Origin of the sequence: Streptomyces sp. NPDC049597, from assembly GCF_040675505.1 — a bacterium.
In the GTDB taxonomy this organism is placed as follows: domain Bacteria; phylum Actinomycetota; class Actinomycetes; order Streptomycetales; family Streptomycetaceae; genus Streptomyces.
On the sequence record NZ_JBFAOY010000009.1, the window covers coordinates 93,314 to 114,140 of the forward strand.

Annotated in this window: 10 protein-coding genes and 1 tRNA gene; 10 read left to right on the plus strand and 1 reads right to left on the minus strand. The window is 72.9% G+C overall.

Annotated features, from left to right (window positions below; genetic code table 11):
* Window positions 1-97 precede the first annotated feature (97 nt).
* The 9 genes from AB0K02_RS13190 to AB0K02_RS13230 all read left to right on the plus strand — a co-directional run bounded on the left by AB0K02_RS13190 (window position 98) and on the right by AB0K02_RS13230 (window position 17,286).
* On the plus strand, window positions 98-1,618 hold the full coding sequence (locus AB0K02_RS13190; protein WP_365992484.1) for a class I SAM-dependent methyltransferase: 1,521 nt from the start codon (window positions 98-100) through the stop codon (window positions 1,616-1,618).
* 280 nt (window positions 1,619-1,898) lie between these two features.
* Complete coding sequence (locus tag AB0K02_RS13195; RefSeq protein ID WP_365992485.1) at window positions 1,899-2,096, plus strand: hypothetical protein; 198 nt, start codon at window positions 1,899-1,901, stop codon at window positions 2,094-2,096.
* Window positions 2,097-2,319: 223 nt separating this feature from the next.
* A complete protein-coding gene (gene topA / locus AB0K02_RS13200) occupies window positions 2,320-5,166 on the plus strand; it encodes a type I DNA topoisomerase (protein ID WP_365992486.1) in 2,847 nt (948 codons plus the stop codon).
* 178 nt (window positions 5,167-5,344) lie between these two features.
* A complete protein-coding gene (tmk, locus tag AB0K02_RS13205; protein WP_365992597.1) occupies window positions 5,345-8,464 on the plus strand; it encodes a dTMP kinase in 3,120 nt (1,039 codons plus the stop codon).
* Between the two features lie 592 nt (window positions 8,465-9,056).
* The gene (locus tag AB0K02_RS13210) at window positions 9,057-10,262 is read left to right on the plus strand and encodes a DNA polymerase III subunit delta' (protein WP_365992487.1); all 1,206 of its coding nucleotides are present in this window, start codon (window positions 9,057-9,059) and stop codon (window positions 10,260-10,262) included.
* A gap of 108 nt (window positions 10,263-10,370) precedes the next feature.
* Window positions 10,371-11,903: an alpha/beta hydrolase gene (locus AB0K02_RS13215; RefSeq protein WP_365992488.1), complete on the plus strand. Its 1,533-nt coding sequence runs from the start codon at window positions 10,371-10,373 to the stop codon at window positions 11,901-11,903.
* 131 nt (window positions 11,904-12,034) lie between these two features.
* Window positions 12,035-12,111, plus strand: a tRNA-Thr gene (locus AB0K02_RS13220).
* 386 nt (window positions 12,112-12,497) lie between these two features.
* Complete coding sequence (locus AB0K02_RS13225; protein ID WP_365992489.1) at window positions 12,498-12,845, plus strand: trypco2 family protein; 348 nt, start codon at window positions 12,498-12,500, stop codon at window positions 12,843-12,845.
* Window position 12,846: 1 nt separating this feature from the next.
* Complete coding sequence (locus AB0K02_RS13230; RefSeq protein WP_365992490.1) at window positions 12,847-17,286, plus strand: hypothetical protein; 4,440 nt, start codon at window positions 12,847-12,849, stop codon at window positions 17,284-17,286.
* A 394-nt stretch (window positions 17,287-17,680) separates the two neighbouring features.
* Here AB0K02_RS13230 and AB0K02_RS13235 read toward each other — a convergent pair whose 3' ends face one another.
* Window positions 17,681-20,227 (minus strand): polysaccharide lyase family 8 super-sandwich domain-containing protein, encoded by a 2,547-nt coding sequence (locus AB0K02_RS13235; RefSeq protein ID WP_365992491.1) that lies wholly within the window; start codon window positions 20,225-20,227, stop codon window positions 17,681-17,683.
* Between the two features lie 152 nt (window positions 20,228-20,379).
* Here AB0K02_RS13235 and AB0K02_RS13240 point away from each other — a divergent pair, with 152 nt between their 5' ends.
* Window positions 20,380-20,604 carry a hypothetical protein gene (locus tag AB0K02_RS13240; protein WP_365992492.1) on the plus strand — a complete coding sequence of 75 codons (225 nt, stop codon included), beginning with the start codon at window positions 20,380-20,382 and terminating at the stop codon, window positions 20,602-20,604.
* Window positions 20,605-20,827: the final 223 nt, after the last annotated feature.

Consider the following 20,827-nt stretch of genomic DNA (forward strand, 5'->3'; position numbering starts at 1 on the left):
CGTGCCGCCCCGCACGGGCACACCGCACGGGCACACCGCACGGCCGGCCCCGGGGTCGGGGCCGGCCGTGCGGCGATTGTCAGGGGCGGCCGCCACAATGGGTTTCGTGAGTACGACCAGTCTTCCCGCGCCCGGCCACGCCCCCCGACTCCGTGAGGCCTTCCTCGCCGCCGGTTTCACCGCCGACGGGCTGCTCGACCTGCTCGGAGCCAGCGCCTACGCGGCGCTCGCCCGCAGCGAGACCGTGCCCGCCCTGCGTGCCACCCGTGGCGAGGGAGCGCTGGAGACGCTCGTCCGGCTGTTCCTGCTGCAGCGGCCCGTGGCGTACGGGCGGGCGCGCGACGCGCTGCCGGTCGACGCCGCCTCGGCGGACGGCTGGGTGGTGCGCGACGGCGACGAGGTCCGGGCCACCGTGGACGTCCGGCCCTACGGGGGGCCGGAGGGCCAGGACTGGTTCATCGTGTCCGACCTCGGCTGCGCGGTCGGCGGCGCGGGGGGAGCCGGGGGACAGGGCGAAGGGGTCGTCCTCGGTGTCGGCGGCGCCTCCACCACGCTCGCCGGCATCACCGTGCGCACGCCGGTCGCGGCCGCGCTCGACCTCGGCACGGGATCCGGCATCCAGGCGCTGCACGCCGCCCAGCACGCGACGAGGGTCACCGCCACCGATCTCAATCCCCGCGCCCTGCACTTCACCCGGCTCACGCTCGCGCTGTCCGGCGCACGGGAGGCCGACCTGCGGGAGGGCTCGCTGTTCGAGCCGGTCGCCTCGGACACGTTCGACCTGATCGTCTCCAATCCGCCCTTCGTCATCTCCCCCGGCGCCCGGCTGACCTACCGGGACGGCGGGATGGGCGGGGACGATCTGTGCCGCTCGCTCGTCCAGCAGGCGGGGGACAGGCTGAACGAGGGCGGCTTCGCCCAGTTCCTCGCCAACTGGCAGCACGTCGAGGGGGAGGACTGGCAGGAGCGGCTGCGTTCCTGGGTGCCGCGCGGCTGCGACGCCTGGATCGTGCAGCGCGAGGTGCAGGACATCACGCAGTACGCGGAGCTGTGGCTGCGCGACAGCGGCGACCACCGCGGCGATCCCGCGCAGTACGCGGCGCGGTACGACGCGTGGCTGGACGAGTTCGAGGCGCGGAAGACCACTGCGGTCGGCTTCGGCTGGATCACGCTGCGCAAGTCCGGTGCGGACCGGCCGTCGATCATGACGGAGGAGTGGCCGCACCCCGTCGAGCAGCCGCTCGGCGACGCCGTGCGCGCCCACTTCGAGCGGCAGGACTACCTGCGGACGCACGACGACGCGGCGCTGCTCGCCGACCGCTTCCGGCTGGCGCCCGAGGTGGTGCAGGAGCAGGTCGGGCTGCCGGGCGCCGAGGACCCGGAGCACGTGGTCCTCCGCCAGAACCGCGGCATGCGGCGGGCGACCAAGGTCGACACCGTCGGCGCGGGCTTCGCGGGGGTGTGTGACGGGACACTGAGCGCCGGGCGGATCCTGGACGCCATCGCCCAGCTGATCGACGAGGACCCGGTGCTCCTGCGTGACCGGACGCCGCAGGCGCTGCGGCTGCTGGTGGAGGAGGGCTTCCTCGAACCGGCCGGTCCCGGCGCGACGGCATAGCCGCCCGCACGGTTCACGCCGCCGGATACGGGCAAACCGGCCAATGTTCGCTCAGCGCTCCCCGGCTCCCGCGACCGTGCGCGCGCCGGCCCCGAGAACGATCAAAGGGGAGTGATCGATGAGACGGAGAAAGAGGAGGAGATCCCTCCGGAAAATCCGCTGAGGCGATCGCGCGAGTGAACCTACGCGCCGTTCACCCGGAATTCGTGCGGACGACGCCTGGGGGTGCCAGCCTCGGCATCCGGACATCCATGGCGCCAGGGAAGGGCCGGGTACGGGCATGGAGAGCGGGCCAGCGATCTTCGCAGGGACGGCATTCGCGCTGTTCGGAGCCGTACTGCTGCTGTGGACGGGAACACGGCTCGCACACCGCGCACCGGTCGCGCACGGAGTGAGCCCCGCCACGGCCGGCACCTTCGGGATCTTCTTCGGTGCGGCCTTCCTCACGCTCGGCGTGTGGTGCTTCGCTCGTATCTGAGGCGGCGCACGGGCGCCGACGTGCCGGTCCGGGCGGCAGAAAAGGCTGGACTCGGGTTACCGTTCGAGTGGCCGTTGCGGTCTTTTGCCGTTTGACACGGGGGCGGGTTGTACCGTCACACTCCGCAGCGACAGCAGCGCCACAGCTGTGCCGTAACGCCGCACCACCGCGTACCGCACCGCAGTGAGCGCCCATCGAATGTCGACCGGAGAGAAGAGCGAAGTTGTCCCCGACCAGCGAGACCGCACAGGGCGGCCGCCGACTCGTGATCGTCGAGTCGCCTGCCAAGGCGAAGACGATCAAGGGCTACCTCGGCCCTGGTTACGTCGTCGAGGCGAGCGTCGGGCACATCCGCGACCTGCCGAACGGCGCCGCCGAGGTGCCGGAGAAGTACACCGGCGAGGTGCGCCGCCTCGGCGTCGACGTGGAGCACGACTTCCAGCCGATCTACGTCGTCAACGCCGACAAGCGGGCCCAGGTCAGGAAGCTCAAGGAGCAGCTCGCCCAGTCCGACGAGCTCTTCCTCGCCACCGATGAGGACCGCGAGGGCGAGGCCATCGCCTGGCACCTCCTGGAGGTGCTCAAGCCCAAGGTCCCCGTCCACCGCATGGTGTTCCACGAGATCACCAAGGACGCGATCCGCGAAGCCGTCGCGAACCCGCGCGAGCTCAACAAGCGCATGGTCGACGCCCAGGAGACCCGCCGCATCCTCGACCGCCTCTACGGCTACGAGGTCTCGCCGGTCCTGTGGAAGAAGGTCATGCCCCGGCTGTCCGCCGGCCGCGTGCAGTCCGTCGCCACCCGGCTCGTCGTCGAGCGGGAGCGCGAGCGCATCGCGTTCCGCTCCGCCGAGTACTGGGACCTGACCGGCACCTTCGCCACCGGCCGCGCCGGTGACACGTCCGACCCCTCGACCTTCACGGCCCGTCTCAACACGGTCGACGGGCAGCGTGTCGCGCAGGGCCGCGACTTCGGTCCGGACGGCCGGCTCAAGAGCGCACAGGTGCTCCACCTCGACGAGGCGAACGCCCGCGCCCTGGCCGCTGCGCTCCAGGACACGTCCTTCGCGGTCCGCTCCGTCGAGTCCAAGCCCTACCGCCGCTCGCCGTACGCGCCGTTCCGCACGACGACGCTGCAGCAGGAGGCCTCGCGCAAGCTGGGCTTCGGCGCCAAGGCGACCATGCAGATCGCCCAGAAGCTGTACGAGAACGGCTTCATCACCTACATGCGTACGGACTCCACCACGCTGTCCGACACCGCCGTCGCGGCGGCCCGGGCGCAGGTGACGCAGCTGTACGGCGCCGACTACCTGCCCGACAAGCCGCGTACCTACGCCGGCAAGGTCAAGAACGCGCAGGAGGCGCACGAGGCGATCCGGCCTTCGGGCGATCGCTTCCGCACGCCTGCCGAGACCGGTCTGACCGGCGACCAGTTCCGGCTCTACGAGCTGATCTGGAAGCGGACCGTCGCCTCCCAGATGAAGGACGCCGTCGGGAACAGCGTGACGGTGAAGATCGGCGGCCGGGCCTCCGACGGCCGGGACGCCGAGTTCACCGCGTCCGGCAAGACGATCACCTTCCACGGCTTCATGAAGGCCTACGTGGAGGGCGCCGACGACCCGAACGCGGAGCTGGACGACCGCGAGCGGCGCCTCCCGCAGGTCGCGGAGGGCGACGCCCTGTCCGCCGAGGAGATCTCGGTGGACGGCCACGCCACCAAGCCGCCCGCCCGCTACACCGAGGCGTCGCTGGTCAAGGAGCTGGAAGAGCGCGAGATCGGCCGGCCGTCGACGTACGCGTCGATCATCGGCACGATCCTGGACCGCGGCTACGTCTTCAAGAAGGGGACGGCGCTCGTGCCGTCGTTCCTCTCCTTCGCCGTGGTGAACCTGCTGGAGAAGCACTTCGGCCGGCTCGTCGACTACGACTTCACCGCCAGGATGGAGGACGACCTCGACCGCATCGCACGGGGCGAGGCGCAGGCCGTGCCGTGGCTCAAGCGCTTCTACTTCGGCGAGGGCGACGCCGCCGGCGCGGCCTCCGAGGCGGGCAACGGCGACGGCGACCACCTGGGTGGTCTCAAGGAGCTGGTGACCGACCTCGGCGCCATCGACGCCCGCGAGATCTCCAGCTTCCCCGTCGGCAACGGCATCGTGCTGCGCGTCGGCCGCTACGGCCCGTACGTCGAGCGCGGCGAGAAGGACGCGGAGGGCCACCAGCGCGCCGACGTCCCCGACGACCTCGCGCCCGACGAGCTGACCGTGGAGCACGCGGAGGAACTGCTCGCCAAGCCGAGCGGTGACTTCGAGCTGGGCGCCGACCCGGCGACCGGACACCAGATCATCGCCAAGGACGGCCGTTACGGGCCGTACGTCACCGAGGTGCTGCCCGAGGGCACGCCGAAGACCGGCAAGAACGCGGTCAAGCCGCGCACGGCGTCGCTGTTCAAGTCCATGTCGCTCGACACCGTCACGCTCGAGGACGCGCTGAGGCTGATGTCCCTGCCGCGGGTGGTCGGCACCGACGCCGAAGGCGTGGAGATCACCGCGCAGAACGGCCGCTACGGCCCGTACCTGAAGAAGGGCACCGACTCGCGGTCGCTGGAGAACGAGGAGCAGCTGTTCAGCATCACGCTGGACGAAGCCCTCGCGATCTACGCGCAGCCCAAGCAGCGCGGGCGGGCCGCGGCCAAGCCGCCGCTGAAGGAGCTGGGCACCGACCCGGTCAGCGAGCGCCCCGTCGTCGTCAAGGACGGCCGCTTCGGCCCGTACGTCACCGACGGCGAGACCAACGCGACGCTGCGCACCGGCGACAGCGTCGAGGACATCACGCCGGAGCGTGGGTACGAACTGCTCGCCGAGAAGCGTGCCAAGGGGCCGGCCAAGAAGAAGACGGCCAAGAAGGCGCCCGCCAAGAAGACCGCGGCCAAGAAGACCGCGGCCAAGAAGACGGCAGCCAAGAAGACGACGGCCGCGAAGAAGACGACGGCCGCCGCCAAGAAGGCACCGGCGAAGAAGACCGCCGCCAAGAAGGCCGCGGCGTCGGCCAACGCCTCCACGGTCGAGGAGTAAGAGGAGCGGCCGGGAGGCGACTCCCGGCCGGACCGGCACAGGCGCTCTGCCGCACGGGGATCTTCACACTCGTGTGACAAAGCGCCTGTGTGTTCGGGCACCCCTCCGGGGAGCAACCCGCTCCGGATAGGCTGGGCGGATGACGCGAGCCGAGCAGCCAGCCGAGCAGCAGGCGGTCATGCGTACCGCTGCAGAGACTGCTTCCGACGCATCTGATTCCGACGCACTCGCCGCGGACTCCCGGGAGCGCGCCGTGCGCGCCCTCCTGCGTCACGCGCCGCTGAGGCGGCTCTGGAACGCCCAAGTGGCCGGCGGGACCGGGGACGCACTGAGTGTCCTCGTCCTGATGCTGCTGGCGTTGCAGGCGGCCGTCGAATCAGGCACGTTCGGGACCGGTTACCGCGGGGCGGCCTTCGCCGTCGCCGCCGTCCTCGGCGCGCGCGTGCTCGCCACACTCCTGTTCGGAGCCGTACTCCTCGGCCCGATGACCTCGCTCACCGCGCCGAGCGGCCCGCTGGACCGGCGCTGGACCATGATCGGCGCGGACGGCGTGCGTGTCGCGCTGCTGATCGTGGCGCCCCTGTGGATCGACTGGATCCCCGCGAACGCGCTCGCGATCCTGCTGATCACCGTCTTCGTGTCCGGTGTCGCGGAACGTTTCTGGACGGTCGCCCGTGACGGCGCCGCGCCCGCTCTGCTGCCCGCGCCGCCGCTGGAGGGCGCGGCGGTACGTCCGCTGCCCGACCACCTCGACGCGCTGCGCCGGCTGTGGCTGCGCACCGGCTTCGCGGTCGTCCCCGCCGCGGCCGCCGTGCTGCTCTTCGCCACGCTGATCGGCAACCTGCTCGGCTCGGGCATCGAGTGGTTCACGCTGCACCAGGCGGCGCTCGCCTCCTACCTCGCGGCCGGCCTGTTCGCCGCGTCCGTGTCGACGCTGTACTTCGTGGAGCTGCCCGCCGCGCAGACGCCCCGGCCGCGTTCGCCGCTGGAGGGCCTGCGCCGCCCCTCGACCGGCAACGGCGTGGACAAGGGCCGCACCGGCAGCATCCCGCTGTTCGTGCTCGCCTGCGCCGCCGTCGCCGCGGCCATCGCGTCCGCGACGGCCGTCGCCGTGCTCCACGCCGTCGACCTCGGCGGCGGCCCGGTGGCCTTCGCGCTGCTCGTCCTCGCCCTGATCGGCGGCACCGGAGCCGGGATCCGCACGGCCGGAGCCGTCCTGCCCTCGCTGTCGCGCCGCCGGCTGCTGGTCCTCGCGCTCGCCGTGACCGGCGTGGCGCTGCTCGCCATGGGCCTCGTACCCGACACGGCCACCGTGCTGTTCATCGCGGCACTCGCCGGCTTCGCGGGCGGTGTGGCCGCGAACACCGGGCACGGCCTGATCGACCAGGAGACCGAGGACTTCCGCCGCCCCCGGATCACCGAGCACCTCCAGGCCGTCGTCCGCGTCGCCATCGGCCTCACCGCGATCGCCGCCCCGCTGCTGGCGGCGGCGATCGGACCGCACCGGCTCGCGAGCGGCGACTTCGTCTTCGCGCACGGCGGGGCCGCGTTCACGCTGATGCTCGCGGGCGCGCTGCTGCTGCCCGTCGCGGCGGTCGTGCTGGCCAAGACCGACGACCGGTCCGGGGTGCCGCTGCGCCGCGACCTGCGCGACGCGGTGCGCGGCGGCGCCGACCCGGCCCAGGTGCCCGCGGCCAACGGCTTCTTCATCGCCGTCGAGGGCGGTGACGGCGCCGGCAAGTCCACCCAGGTCGAGGCGCTCGCCGAGTGGATCCGCGCCAAGGGCCACGAGGTCGTCGTCACCCGGGAGCCGGGCGCCACACCCGTCGGCAAGCGGCTGCGGTCCATCCTGCTGGACGTGTCGAGCGCCGGGCTGTCCCACCGGGCCGAGGCCCTGCTGTACGCCGCCGACCGCGCGGAGCACGTCGACTCGGTCGTCCGCCCGGCGCTGGAGCGCGGCGCGATCGTCATCTCCGACCGCTACATCGACTCCTCCGTCGCCTACCAGGGCGCGGGCCGCGACCTGTCGCCGACGGAGATCGCGCGGATCTCGCGCTGGGCGACGGACGGGCTCGTACCGCACCTGACCGTGCTGCTCGACGTCTCCCCGGAGACCGCACGCGAACGCTTCACCGAGGCACCGGACCGGCTGGAGTCGGAGCCCGCGGAGTTCCACCAGCGGGTGCGCGCCGGGTTCCTGACCCTGGCCGCGGCCGACCCCGGGCGCTACCTCGTCGTGGACGCGGGCCAGGAGCCCGAGGCGGTCACCACCGTCGTACGCCACCGGCTCGACCAGATGCTGCCCCTGTCCGATGCCGAGATCACGGCACGGGAGGAGGCGCGCAGGGCGGCCGAGGAGGAGGCCCGCCGCAGGGCCGAGGAGGAGGCGGCGCGCAAGGCGGAGGAGGAGCGTCTGGAGCGCGAGCGCCAGGAGCAGCTCGCGCGCCTGCGTGCCGAGGAGGAGGAGCGCAAGCGGCGCGAGGAGGAGGAAGCGCGGCAGCGCGAGGCCGAGCGCCAGGCCGAGGAGGCCAGGCAGCGCGCCGAGGAGGCGCGCCGGCGGGCGGAGGCGGAACGCCGCCGTCGCGAGGCCGAGGAGAAGGCCCGCCAGGAGGAGCAGGAGCGGCTGCGCCGCCAGGCCGAGGAGGAGGCCCGGCTGCGGGCCGAGGCCGAGGCGCGCCGGCTGGAGAAGCAGCGCAAGGCGGAAGAGGCACTGCTGAAGGCCGAGCAGGCGCGGCGTGCCGCGGAGGCGGCCGCTGCCGCGGCGGCCGCGGCCTCCGCGCAGTCGGCGAACGAGGTCACGGTGCCGACGCCGGTCGTGCGGCCGGACGAGGGGCCGTCGGCCGGTCCCGACGAGATCACGCAGGAAGTCCCGAGGCCGGGCGCGGCCGCGGGGGACGACGAGACCAGGCTGCTGCGCAAGGTCCCGGACGAGGCGGAGACGTCCGTCCTGCCGGCCGTGGACCCGAGGGCCGAGGAGGAGACCTCCGTGTTGCCGGCCGTGGACGACCGGCGGGCGGCCGACGAGACGGCGGTGCTGCCGCCTGTCCGGGGCGGGCACCAGGACGGGGACCCCGCGGACCGGGTGCCGCCGGGCTTCTTCCGCGACGAGCGTCCCGAGGACGCCGACGGTGGGAACGAGCGCACCCGGGAGCTGCCTCAGGTCGACCCCCAGCAGGCCCGTCGGCGCGGCCGCCCGGACTGGGCGGAGGAGACGCCGCTGGACGACCTGCCGACCCTGGCGGACGAACTGCTCGGCCCCCACGATGACGACGACGACCGCCGAGGCCGCAGGCGCTGAGAGGGCTTCGCACGCGCCGGCTCGCGCCCTCGGCCTGGAAGCCGACGCGTCCGGCTCGCCGAGGACGTTCCCGTGAGGAGTCGGCAACGCGTGGCACGGACTCCGTTGCGCACGGTGCCGGACAGGTGGGGATGGTGAGCTGGGCCGCAGCGGTCGCGTACGGCGGGGCCGTGCCGCGGATCCGCGCGCAGCCTTCCGCAGGGCCGCGGCGGCCGGGCCCGCGGGTGCGGCGGTGGCGGCCTCACGCCACCGGCTCCCGGGTCGGTTCCCTGGCGCGCTGCCAGGCCGGCGGGCACGTGGTGGGCCGGTGACGCGATGGGCGTCCTGGTGATCACGCCGCTCCCGCTGGTGCTGCGCCGCACGGCGGCCCCGCGACACGCGGCCGTACCGGTGGACCGAGGCAACGGCACTGTGAGCCCGCGGGCGTGACGGACGGACCCGGTGCCTCGACTGGCCCACGCCAGGTCCGGCCAGCTGCCGTCACGCCGCCCTTTCCGCCCGGAGGGGGCGCCTGCCCGGGGCCGGGCGGGACGGGATGTCAGAGGGCTCCTCCACAATGGGAGACCGCAGCACGGAAGGGCGGTGACGGCACATGGCCGTTTGGGACGACATGGTCGGCCAGGAGCGCGTTCAGACGCAGCTCTGCGCCGCCGCCCGGGACGCCGACACCCATGTCACCGCCCACGCACAGGGCGCCCCCGCGCCCGCAGCCTCGAAGATGACGCACGCCTGGCTGTTCACCGGGCCCCCCGGGTCAGGGCGGGCCACCGCCGCCCGTGCCTTCGCCGCCGCCCTGCAGTGCACCAGCCCCGACCGCGCCCTCGGTGGCGCCCCCGGCTGCGGGTTCTGCGACGGCTGCCACACGACGCTCGTCGGGACGCACGCCGACGTCGAGGTGATCCGCACGGACCTGCTGTCCATCGGCGTCAAGGAGACCCGGGAGCTGGTGCGCCGCGCGCAGCTGTCCCCCGCCGGCGGCCGCTGGCAGGTGATCATCATGGAGGACGCCGACCGCCTCACCGAGGGCGCGGGGAACGTCCTGCTGAAGGCGGTCGAGGAGCCCGCCCCGCGCACGGTGTGGCTGCTGTGCGCGCCCTCCCTGGAGGACGTTCTCCCCACCATCCGCTCCCGCTGCCGCCACCTCACGCTCCGCACGCCCTCGGTCTCCGCGGTCGCCGACGTGCTGGTCCGGCGCGACGGCATCGAGCCAGAGGTCGCCACGGCGGCGGCGCGGGCCACACAGGGCCACATCGGCCGCGCGCGACGGCTCGCCACGGACGAGCGCGCCCGCGCCCGGCGTGCCACCGTCCTCAAGCTCCCGCTGCGCGTGGAGGACGTCGGCGGCTGCCTCAAGGCCGCGCAGGAGCTGGTCGACGCGGCGGCGGAGGACGCCCAGCAGGTCGCCGAGGAGATCGACGTCAAGGAGACCGAGGACCTGAAGGCGGCGCTCGGCGCGTCCGCGGGCGGCCGCATGCCGCGCGGGACGGCCGGCGCCATGAAGGAGCTCGAGGACAAGCAGAAGCGCCGCAGGACACGGACGCAGCGCGACAGCCTCGACCTCGCGCTCTCCGATCTGACGGGGTTCTACCGCGACGTCCTCGCCCTCCAGATGGGCTCGCGGGTCCAGCTCGCCAACGAGGACGTGCGCGACGCGCTCGACCGCATCGCCCGCGGCTCCACACCCGAGGGCACCCTGCGCCGCATAGAGGCGGTCGTCGCCTGCCGTGAGGCCCTGGACCGCAATGTGGCCCCGCTGCTGGCGGTCGAGGCGATGACGATGGCGCTGCGCGCCGGCTGACACCATGGGCCGACCGGGCGTCGGGACGTCACCTCCACGGTGGGTTGACCAGGTCCCCCGTACGAGCACGGACACGCACCGGCGCTCTGCTGGGATTACGCTCCGGGGATGGACTCCAGGCGCCTGCTCCGCACCTTCGCCCTCCCCCTGGCCGCTGTCGGCCTGCTCGTCTCCGGCTGCAGCGGCGACGGCGGTACGTCTCCCGGTTCGTCGCCGTCCGGCCGGGCGGCACCCTCCGCCGGCCTCGAGCGGTACTACACGCAGAAGCCGGCCTGGCGCTCGTGCGGGGTCCCCGGCTTCCAGTGCGCGACCGTGAAGGCCCCGCTGGACTACGCGGACCCCGAGGGCGAGTCCGTCGACCTCGCGGTCGCCCGCAAGAAGGCCACCGGCCCGGGCGAGCGGCTCGGCTCCCTCCTGGTCAACCCGGGCGGACCCGGCGCCTCGGCCGTCGGCTACCTCCAGAGCTACGCGGGCATCGGCTACCCCGCGCCGGTCCGCGCCCGCTACGACATGGTCGCCGTCGACCCCCGCGGCGTCGCCCGCAGCGCACCGGTCGAATGCCTGTCCGGCAAGGAGATGGACGCCTTCACGCAGACCGACCAGACCCCGGACGACGCCGGCGAGACGGCGAAGCTGGCGGCGGCCTACCGGGACTTCGCCGCGGGCTGCGAGAAGCGCTCCGGCACGATCCTGCCGCATGTCTCCACGGTCGAGGCGGCGCGTGACATGGACGTCGTCCGCGCCGTGCTGGGCGACGAGAAGCTGAACTACGTCGGCGCCTCCTACGGCACCTTCCTCGGCGCGACGTACGCCGAGCTGTTCCCCGACCGGACCGGCCGGCTCGTCCTGGACGGCGCGATGGACCCCTCGCTGCCCGCCCGCGAGATGAACCGCGACCAGACCGCCGGGTTCGAGACCGCGTTCCAGTCCTTCGCCGCCGACTGCGTCAAGCAGGCCGACTGCCCCCTGGGCCGGACGTCCGCCGCGGACGCCTCCGCACGCCTCAAGGCGCTGTTCGAGAAGCTGGACGCCACCCCCGCCCCGACCGGCGAGAGCCGCGAGCTCACCGAGTCGCTGGCCACCACGGGCGTGATCGCGGCCATGTACGACGAGGGCGTGTGGCCCCAGCTCCGGGGGGCGCTGGCGGCGGCCCAGGAGGGGGACGGCGCCTCGCTGCTGGCGATGGCCGACATGTACTACGAGCGGGAGGCGGACGGCTCGTACGCGAACCTGATGTTCGCCAACGCCGCCGTGAACTGCCTCGACCTCCCGGCGGCCTTCGGCACGCCCGAGGCCGTCGAGCCGGCCGTCGCGGAGTTCGAGAAGGCCTCCCCGGTCTTCGGCGAGGGCTTCGCCTGGGCCTCCCTGAACTGCGGCTACTGGCCCGAGAAGGCCACCGGCAAGCCCCACCGCATCGAGGCGAAGGGCGCGGCCCCGATCGTGGTGGTCGGCACGACCCGCGACCCGGCCACCCCGTACAAGTGGGCCAGGAGCCTCGCCGACCAGCTCTCCTCGGGCCGGCTGCTGACCTACGACGGCGACGGTCACACCGCCTTCGGCCGGGGCAGCGACTGCATCGACTCGGCGATCAACGCCTACCTCCTGGAGGGCACACCGCCGGCCGACGGCAAGCGCTGCTGAGGCCGCGGACGGGCGCCGGTCCGGGGTGCGGCAGGAGGTGGTTCGGGGCACCCCCGAGAACCCTGTAGACTTGGCGCCGCTGCTGATGAGAGCGTGTCCCCGCGGGGACGGGTCTCTCGTCCCCGTAGCGCGCCGCCTTAGCTCAGTTGGCCAGAGCAACGCACTCGTAATGCGTAGGTCTCGGGTTCGAATCCCGAAGGCGGCTCCACCGAAACCCCAGGTCGCTCATGGCCTGGGGTTTCTGTCGTTCGTGCCGCCTCGTCCGGGCGGGAGCGTGGCCTGCGGCCTGCGCAGGCCCAGGGTATGAGGACGAGCGCGAGGCGTAGGACTGACGTCGCATGCGCGCATTGACCGGCCGACCGCTGTGGCTCGGCGAGCCGGTGCGAGCCGGTGGAGGTCCCGGCCGTCACCCTTCACGTCGTGAAGACGGAAGAAGGTACCGGTAGGGCGGTGGACCGGACGTCGGGGCGACTGCCGGGTGGGCCGGCCCGAGTCCCGTTGAATCGGCAACACCCTTGTTTTCGCGGGGTTTTGGCAAATCTCCGGGGCACTTGGCACACTACTGACCCTTCGGGTTCGGAGGGTCCGGAGCCGGTGGCGAAGCTGGGGGCGGGGATGGCGGACAAGGCCGAGATGGGGCTGGCCGCGGCGATCGAGGAGCTGCGCCAGGAGCTGTACGCCGCGCAGGACAAGGGCGCCGGTCAGCAGTTCCGCTTCGAGATCGAACAGGCGCAGCTGGAGCTGCTGCTGGAACTGCGCAAGGACACCAAGCTCGGCGGAAAGCTCCGCTTCGGGGTGGCCGACGCCGGCGTGGACCGGACGAGCACCTCCGCCCGGACGCACAAGCTGACCCTCAATCTCAAGATCAAGGACAAGGCGGCCGGGGGCAGCAGCCCTGAGATCAGCCACGAGGAAGAAGCCGGCTCCTGGGACTACCACTGAGATGGACCCGCTCAGGCTGGTCGACGTCCGTGCCGGGGACGCCGAACAGACGCAAAGCTACGGCAGCGGCTACCTGATCGCACCCCGCCTGGTGCTCACCGCCTGGCACGTCACCAGGCGGAAAGGCTCGGGACTGCTGTGGCCGCGCATCCATGTGCATGTCGGCCGTCCTTCCACCGGTACCGTCGAGCACCGCACGGCGGAGGTCTGCTGGATTCATCCCGACGGGCGGGACGTCGCCCTGCTGGAGCTGAACTCTGCTGTCGACGTGCCCGGACAGGTGCTGTGGGGCCGTGCCGGTGGAACGTCCGTACTGTCCTACGACGGTCTCGCGTTCCCGTTCGCGACGCGGACGGCCGACGGGCACCGCAAGGTCGAGCAGCTGTACGGAACCCTGCCGCCTCTCGCCGGCGGTCGCGGCGTCCATGACCTGTATGTCCTGAACCAGGACATCGCCCCGGGTGAACGCGAGGACGGAAAGCAGGTGTGGGCCGGTGCCTCCGGTGCCGCGGTCTTCTGCGACGACCACCTGGTCGGTGTGGTCATCCACGACGACGATGCGTTCCGGAACCATCGCCTGCACGCCTGCCCCACCCACACCTTTGTGACGGACCGCGGTTTCACCGAGCTTCTGCGCGAGCACGACGTCGTACCACCGGCCGCCCTCAGGGTGATCGAGGCCCGTCCTGCCCCCGCCCCGGCGCCGCCGCACGCCCTGCCCGCCTGGCTCTCCCCGCTTCCGTCCGGCCCGTCGGGCAGGTTCGTGGGGCGCGAGGCGGAGCTGCGGAACGCGCGCTCCCTGGTCTCGGGAGGCAGGGTCCTCTCCGTCGTCGGGCCCGAGCACACGGGCAAGTCCGCTTTCATCGGGCGGCTGGTCGAAGACGGAGACTTCCGCCGCGCCCTTGGAGGCAACCGCCCCTGGGGGCTGCTGGAGCTCGACGTGCCCGGGTGCGCCAGCCGGTTCCCGGTGTCCCGGGCGCTGGCCACGCACCTCGACGTCAACCTGTTCACGGACGAGGAGTACGGCGAGGACACGACCTCGACGGAACGCAAGATCAAGCACATGCTGGGCACTCTCTCGGGCGCCGCGCGCGGGCACGACATCGTGACCGTCATCGACTGCGCCCGTTTCGGGGAGGACACCGCCGATCTCGAGGCCGATCTCGACGAGGTCCTCGGCAACTCCGCGTTCCGGCGGTCGGTGGTGCTGATCGCCAGCGTGACGCATCTGCCGGCCGACGGAGGGCAGCAACTGCGCCACATGCCTCCGGTCCGGCTCGGCCCGCTCACCCGGGAGGAGGCCGCCGAGCTCCTCTCGTACGAGCTGAACGAGCGTCAGGTGCGCGTGGACGCACGCCAGGTCATCGACGAGGCCGACGACAGTTTCGTCCAGCGGCCCGTGATCCTTCTGTTCGGCGTCGACCAGCACGTGCGCCAGTACCTCGACGACGGCCCGCACGACCCCGAACCGGTGGCGGTCGCCGTGGACCTTCTCGACGCCTGCCGCGTGACCATCACCAAGGTGTTCGAGGAAGCCGAATGCCGGCTGCTCGACGACTCGGCTTCTCCCGGTGGCCTCGCCCCGCTCATCGTCTGGGCGATGGCCGAGCGCCTCCCGCTGCCGCAGGACGTCCTCGTCGCCGCCGGGGTCGGCCCGGCACTGCTCCAGCGGCTCGCGGCCCACGGCGTACTCCTGGAGCGGCAGCCGTCAGCGGGTCCGCCGGGGCCGCCGCACTACGAACTGAGCCGTGCCACCCGGGAGGCGCTGCGGAACATGACGCTGGTCGCCCTGGGGCTCGACGTGGGACGGCGTCTCAAGCCGGCGGAGGCCGTCGCGCTCGGTCCGGCCGCCCGCGACCCGGAGCTGCTGGACAGGACGCTGCAAGGAGGGGCGCTCGGGGTCTTCGAGGCCGCCCGCTCCCACTTCGAGGACGAGGAGAGCGACGACAAACACCGGTCGCTCCTGTTCGGCGTGGAGTGCACGGCGGGCTGGCTCCGGGCCCGGGCCGACGGTCTGCTGCCCCGGCTGAGCCGGCAGGTGGAGGAGATCGCCAACACGCTGGACATGGAAGCGATCGTCCTGCCGGTCGAGCCGAGCGCGCAGCGGGAGGAGGAGCCGAAGCGCGAAGCCGCCGCCGTCGTCGGCGGTGACGGCGGCATCCGTCCGAACGACGGTTACGAGGCCCTGTACCGGGCCGTGTCGCAGCTGAACGTGAGGATGCGCGAGCCGGTGACGGCACAGGCCGAGGCCCGGTTCGTCGCCGCCTGCGAGCGGGCCGTGGACGCCCTGCGCGCCTGCGCGCCCGGCCTTCCCCCGCAGATGCTGCGGTCGATCGACAACGCCTTGTACTTCGGAGGACGCCGCTACGCGTGCGACGCCGACATGCTGCGGATCCGCGCCGGAGCCGCCGGGATGCTGAGCGAGGACGCCCAGCTGATCGCCAAGGGGCGGGTGAGCCGGCTCGCCTGGACCGTCTCCTGGCTGCTCAACACCGCGGACCTGCAACTGGACGCACAGCAGATGCCCGAGGGCCAGGCCAGTGTCCGGCTCGTCCACGAGCTGCTGGAGCTGCTGCCCCCGCCGAACACGACCGGTGGTGAGGCCACGCAGCTCGGACTGCGCATGAGGGCGAGCCGGGCCCGGGCGAGGACGGCCGACAACGAGCCGGAGCGGCTGGAGGCGTTGGCGGAGGCGGTGCGCCTCGGCCGCGTGGCCCTCGAGCGCTGCGCGCCCACCCCGGCACTGCGGCATCTGTGGACCCGGCGGCTCCTCGAGGCGGCGAAGCACCACGCGTTCGAGCTGCGGACGGACGAGGAGCGGCTCGCGCTGGTGGGTCTCGTCATGGACAGCCTGACCGGCCCGTACGGGCCGGTCACGGCCTGGGGGGTGCCCGTTCGCCTGGCCGTCGCCAGGTTTCTCCGCAGCGTCCACCGGCGTCAGGCCGATCCGGCTCTCCGGCTGGACGGCGCGAAGGCCGCGATGGACCTGCTCCTGCCGCACGCCGACGCCCTCGTGCAGCAGGCGGAGGCGGGCGACACCGGCGGGCTGCTGGAGCTCGCCCGGACGGCCGGGTTCGCGGCGTGGGCGCTGGAGGAGAACGAGCGTCTGCGCGAAGCCACGGTGGAGGCCAGGAAAGCCGAGCGGTACGCGGTACGGGCCGTGGACAGTGCCCCGAGTGCCCACGCCTACCGCGTGTGGCTGGAGTGCCTGCGCCACCGCGAGCAGTTGGAGGGCCACGGCCAGGAGGACTCGGCCACGCGGCGGGACCTGCGCCGCGCGGTCAACAGGACACAGGAGTGGCTCGCCACCCAGGAGGCCAGGAGCGGCCAGCATGCCCAGCTGGCGCGGCTGTGCATCGTGGAGGAGTGGCACCTGCGCGGGCGCAGCCTGTGGAAGGCGGCGGTGGAGGCGAACGACGGGAACCCCGTCATCCGGCTCGATCTGCTGCGGCGGGTGTACACGGAACGGGTCCGCACTCTCGAGGGTCACGAGAAGCGGTACGGGCCGACCATCGGCACGGCTGTGCTGCGCTGCGACCTGCAGCGCGAGTACCAGCGTCTCCTGACGGTGCATCAGCCGGGAGCCGGCAGGGCGGGACGCCGCGTCGACAACGGACCGACCTGGGCTGTCCTCGAGCGGGCGGAGAGCCTGTGGCCGCACAGCATCGAGATCCGGCTGGCCCGGGCGCGGCTCCACCGCTACCTGTGGGAGTACGCGGAGGCGGCCGCGACCCTCGAATCGGTGATCCGCAGCACCCGCAGCGGGCAGGAGCGGCGCCAGGCGCAGATAGACATGGCGGATCTCCTGCTCCGCTACGTCCGTTACGGATCGCCGGATCCGGCGGAGCGCGAGGCCGCGCTCGAACGGGCGGCCGCGCAGCTGGTCGAGCCGCTCGACCACCGCTTCCAGTCGGAGCGGGTGGCCGTGCTGCGCGAGCGCGTCCGTCTGGAGTCCGGCGCGTCGGTCGACCAGGAGCGGATCGACGCGGCGTTCGAGGAGCTCATCGGTCTCGACTACGCGACGAGCATCGGCAGGTACCTGCACAGCAGGCGCTTCGCGGAACCGGCCGCCGAGGACGAGGGGAGCGGGCAGGACGACGAGCCACAGGACCTCACGCGGCTGCTCTACGACAACTTCACCGACATCGACCTCATCAACGGTCTGGGGCAGCTCTATCTGCGGCAGGCCGAGTTGTGGGATCCCGAGGGCGACCCGGACGCGAGGCCCGAAGCCGCCGTAGCCGCGCGGCGGGCGTACGACTGCTTCGACGCGTGCCGGGTGCTGCTGGAGGCGCGGTTCGGCAAGGAGCACCTGGTGAACTGCTTCCAGCGGGCCGAGGCCATCCGGCAGGCGGCCCGGCTGGCCGGAACGGCCAACCCTCTGGCGTGGACGCCGGAAGGCAAGCCGAGCTGGCTGAAACTCGCCGTCGACCTGTTCTAGTCGGCCGCCGGACGTTCCGTGGACACGTTTCACGTGCTGTGCGTCGGGCGCGTCAAGGAAACGCAGCAGCTGCTGAATCGGCTCACCGGCTGAACCGACGCCGTGGGACGGGCGGTGAGAGGACTGGGGCCGCGCACGGCCGACGGCTCACGGCGTGACGGATGGTCCCGCGGCACGGCCGGTGGGCTCACGGCGTGACCGATGGTCCCGCGGCACGGCCGACGGCTCACGGCGCGACCGATGTACCCGCCGCACGGCCGGTGGGCTCACCGCGTGACCGATGGCCCCCGGCGCACGGGGCGCGCCGCACGACCGACGATAGGGCGCGCCCGGGGCCGACCGGCTCACCCGGGCGACGCCGTTCACCGCAGCGTCGCCCCGAGGCTGCGCCGGTTCACCGCAGCGTCGCCCCGAAGCTGCGCCCGTACGCCCGGTGTGTCGTCACCTCGACGCGGGTTCCGCCGGGGGCGGGGGTGACCCGGACCCCCTGGTCCGCACTGACCGGTCGCAGGGTGCGGCCGTGGAGCGTCAGCGTGATCGTCCGGCGCTCGGTCGTCGGGTCCGAGACCGCGAGCGCCGTCGTGCCGTCCGGGGTCCTGCGGACGAGCACCGAGGCCGGGCCGTCGACCGTGAGGCGTTCCACCTGGTGGGTGCCCGGGGCAAAGGTGTTCGCGGCGACGAGGCCCAGGTGCGCGTGCTTCACCGCTTGGGCCTCGGGCGTGTTGGTCAGGACGGTCAGGGGACCGGCCGCGCAGGAGGCCGTCCGGCGGGCGGTGGCGCCCGGGAGGATGGCGTAGGCCATCGCCGCGGGCGGGGCCCCGGCGGGCAGGTCGAGCGAGAGAGTGAAGACCTGCTTCGTCACCGGAGCCGCCGGATTCGCCTGGCGGACCACGCGGCGGCTGCGGGTGACCGACTCCAGGGCCGCCGTGGGGTCGGGGCCGTCGAGGAGGGCGTAGCCGATCGCGGTGCCGCGGGTGGTGTTGGCGTACCGCAGCCAGGCCAGGGGCGCCGTGCCGGTGCCCGACCACGGGGTGCCGTCGTGGAGGCCGCCGGTGAGGGTGACGGTGTCCGACGGGGCCGCGATCCGGGCGTCGACCGTGGTCGTCACCGCGCGGCCCGCCGGGTCGCCCACGCCCGCCGCGAGCACCACGATCTCGTCGTCGAGCAGAAACCACGACTTGGTGGCGCGGGCACCGCGATAGGCGACGAAGTCGTCGGGGAGGGCGCCGGTCTGCTTCGCGGTCCACGGGACGTCGTCGGCCAGGACCATGCCGGCCGTGCCGTAGGCGCCGAGACGGGCGCCACCGGAGAAGGAGTTCGTGGCGCGGGGGAAGTAGACGTAGGTGTTCTGTGACTGTGACGACGCGGTGAAGCCGCGGGCCGGGTTGTCGTACCAGAGGCCGCCGTAGAGCTCGGGGACCGTGCGGCGACTCTCCACGGGGGCGGTGACACCGGCGAGGCGGTAGGGGGAGACCGCGGTGTAGTAGTCGACGCCGTACGCCCCGGTCTGGTCCTCGCCCGAGAGGTAGAGGTAGTGGGCGCCGTCGCCCTGGAACCAGGGCATCAGGTTCTCGCCGCTCATGTACTCGTACTTGCTGATGCGCGCCGAACTGCGCGCGAGGGCGAAGGCGTAGCCGGGCCGGCGGTGGACGGTCCGGTCCATCGCGTTGAAGGCGGTGTGGTGCGCGGCGGGGGTCAGGTCCTTCGGGGGGACCGGTGAGGCGAGGATGTCCGCGTGGCGGGCGATGCTGACCGGTGAGACGAAGCCCGTGGGGTCCAACGGCGCCTTGGACGACCGGTGGACGTGCTTGACGTAGGCCGCGAGCGCGTCGGCGTCGGCGCCGGTGGCGTACGAGGAGAGGTCGACGACGGCCTCGACGACCGCGGCGACGTCGCTGTAGCCGGTGATGGTACGGGAGACCCCGCGGCCCTTGACGATCTCCATCATCCAGCCCTCGAAGATCACCGGGGCGAAGCCGTCGGTCACCCACCGCCGTACGGTGCCGGTCAGGTCATCGCCGGGCGCGTAGGCCGTGCCGTCGAGGATCTTGACGGTCTGGACGACACGGGTGAGCAGGCCCTTGCCGTACGAGCCCGTGTAGGCGACGGAGGCGTGCTGGACGAAGGAGCCGTCCGCGTAGAACCCGTCGGTGACGCCGTGCCGCAGGTCGTACGGGTCGATCGTCGCGAAGACGGTCAGCTGGTCGGCGACGGCCTTGCGGATGCGGGCGTCGTCGCCGAGGACGGCGCCCTGGAGGATCCGGTTCGTCGTGATGTCGGCCAGGTTGGCACCGGTGTGGAACCGCGAGTCGAGGTCGACGTCGCCGTGCTCGCCGTTGCGCAGATAGGCGTCCATCGAGGCGACGTAGGTGGTTGGGAGACCGGGGGCGAGGGCCGTGATGTGGTCCTTGAGGAGGGCGAGGATCCTGCTCACATGGGTCGAAATGCCGATCTCCCAGGTGAACCAGTTGCCGTAGTAGCCCTTCGACTGGTCGCCGTAGTACCTCTCGTGGAGGTGGACCAGGCCGTCGACCACCCGCCGCCGCGTCGCCGGATCGTCGCGCAGCCAGGAGGCGGCGGGGCCGGGGGTGCAGGTGGCGAGGGCGATCTCGTACAGGTACTGGAACGATCTGCTCAGGTTCGGGTCGCTGGTCCCGAGCGGGACGCCCTTGAACAGCTCGCCCGGCCCGGCGTCGTCCATGGCGGCGAGCCGGGCACGGGCCGTGGACTCGATGGAGGCGAGTTTGGGGGCGACCTCCGGCCGGGCGTTGGACTCGGCGGTTCCGGCGAACACGGCGGCGGTGTTGCGCAGCAGCGCGGCGTGGTCGGAGACGGCATCCGCGCTCGCCCGGGCCCGGCGAGGCGCGGCCGACGCCGGTGCCGCGGACGGCAGAGCCGCCGCGGGGAACACGGACAACAGGGCGCGACGCGAAAGATGCACCTGGACTCCAGGGTCAGCCGGGAAAGCGCTTGCCGCGCATACAAGCAACGGCGACCATCCCTGTCAACGGCAGCGGCGGCCCCCTGTCCACGGTAGTTCGGCGCACGGCCGTGGGCCTGGCGTGGGCGCGGTGGCCGGAGGACGCTGGAGCCATGGCCGGTAACCCGCCGATCGTCGTGCACCGGATCTCCCCCTCGGGCGGCCGGCGTGTCACCGTGCGCGGACGGATCATGGGGCTGGCCCACTCCGACGAGGAGGTTCTGGAACTCGTCCGCAGCTCGGGCGAGACCGGGACGGTGGTGCTGGAGGACCCGACGTGGGTGGAGTGGACGGGCGGCAGGCCGCACCAGTACGAACCGCTGGAGCTGCTGCCCTGAGGCGTCCTCACCCGGGCCGGCGCCCCGCGCCTGCGAGGCCGTTCCGGACTCCGCCGCCGAGACGGCGAACGGACGAGAGCCCCGGTGCCCGAGGCGACCGGGGCTCTCTCTGTCCGCGAATCCGGCCGCGGCGGCGACACTCCCCCGAGTGTGGCTTCCCCACGCCGAGCACCAGCGGGCCGGATCCGATGAACCGATCCAAACAGCCTTCTCCAACAGATCG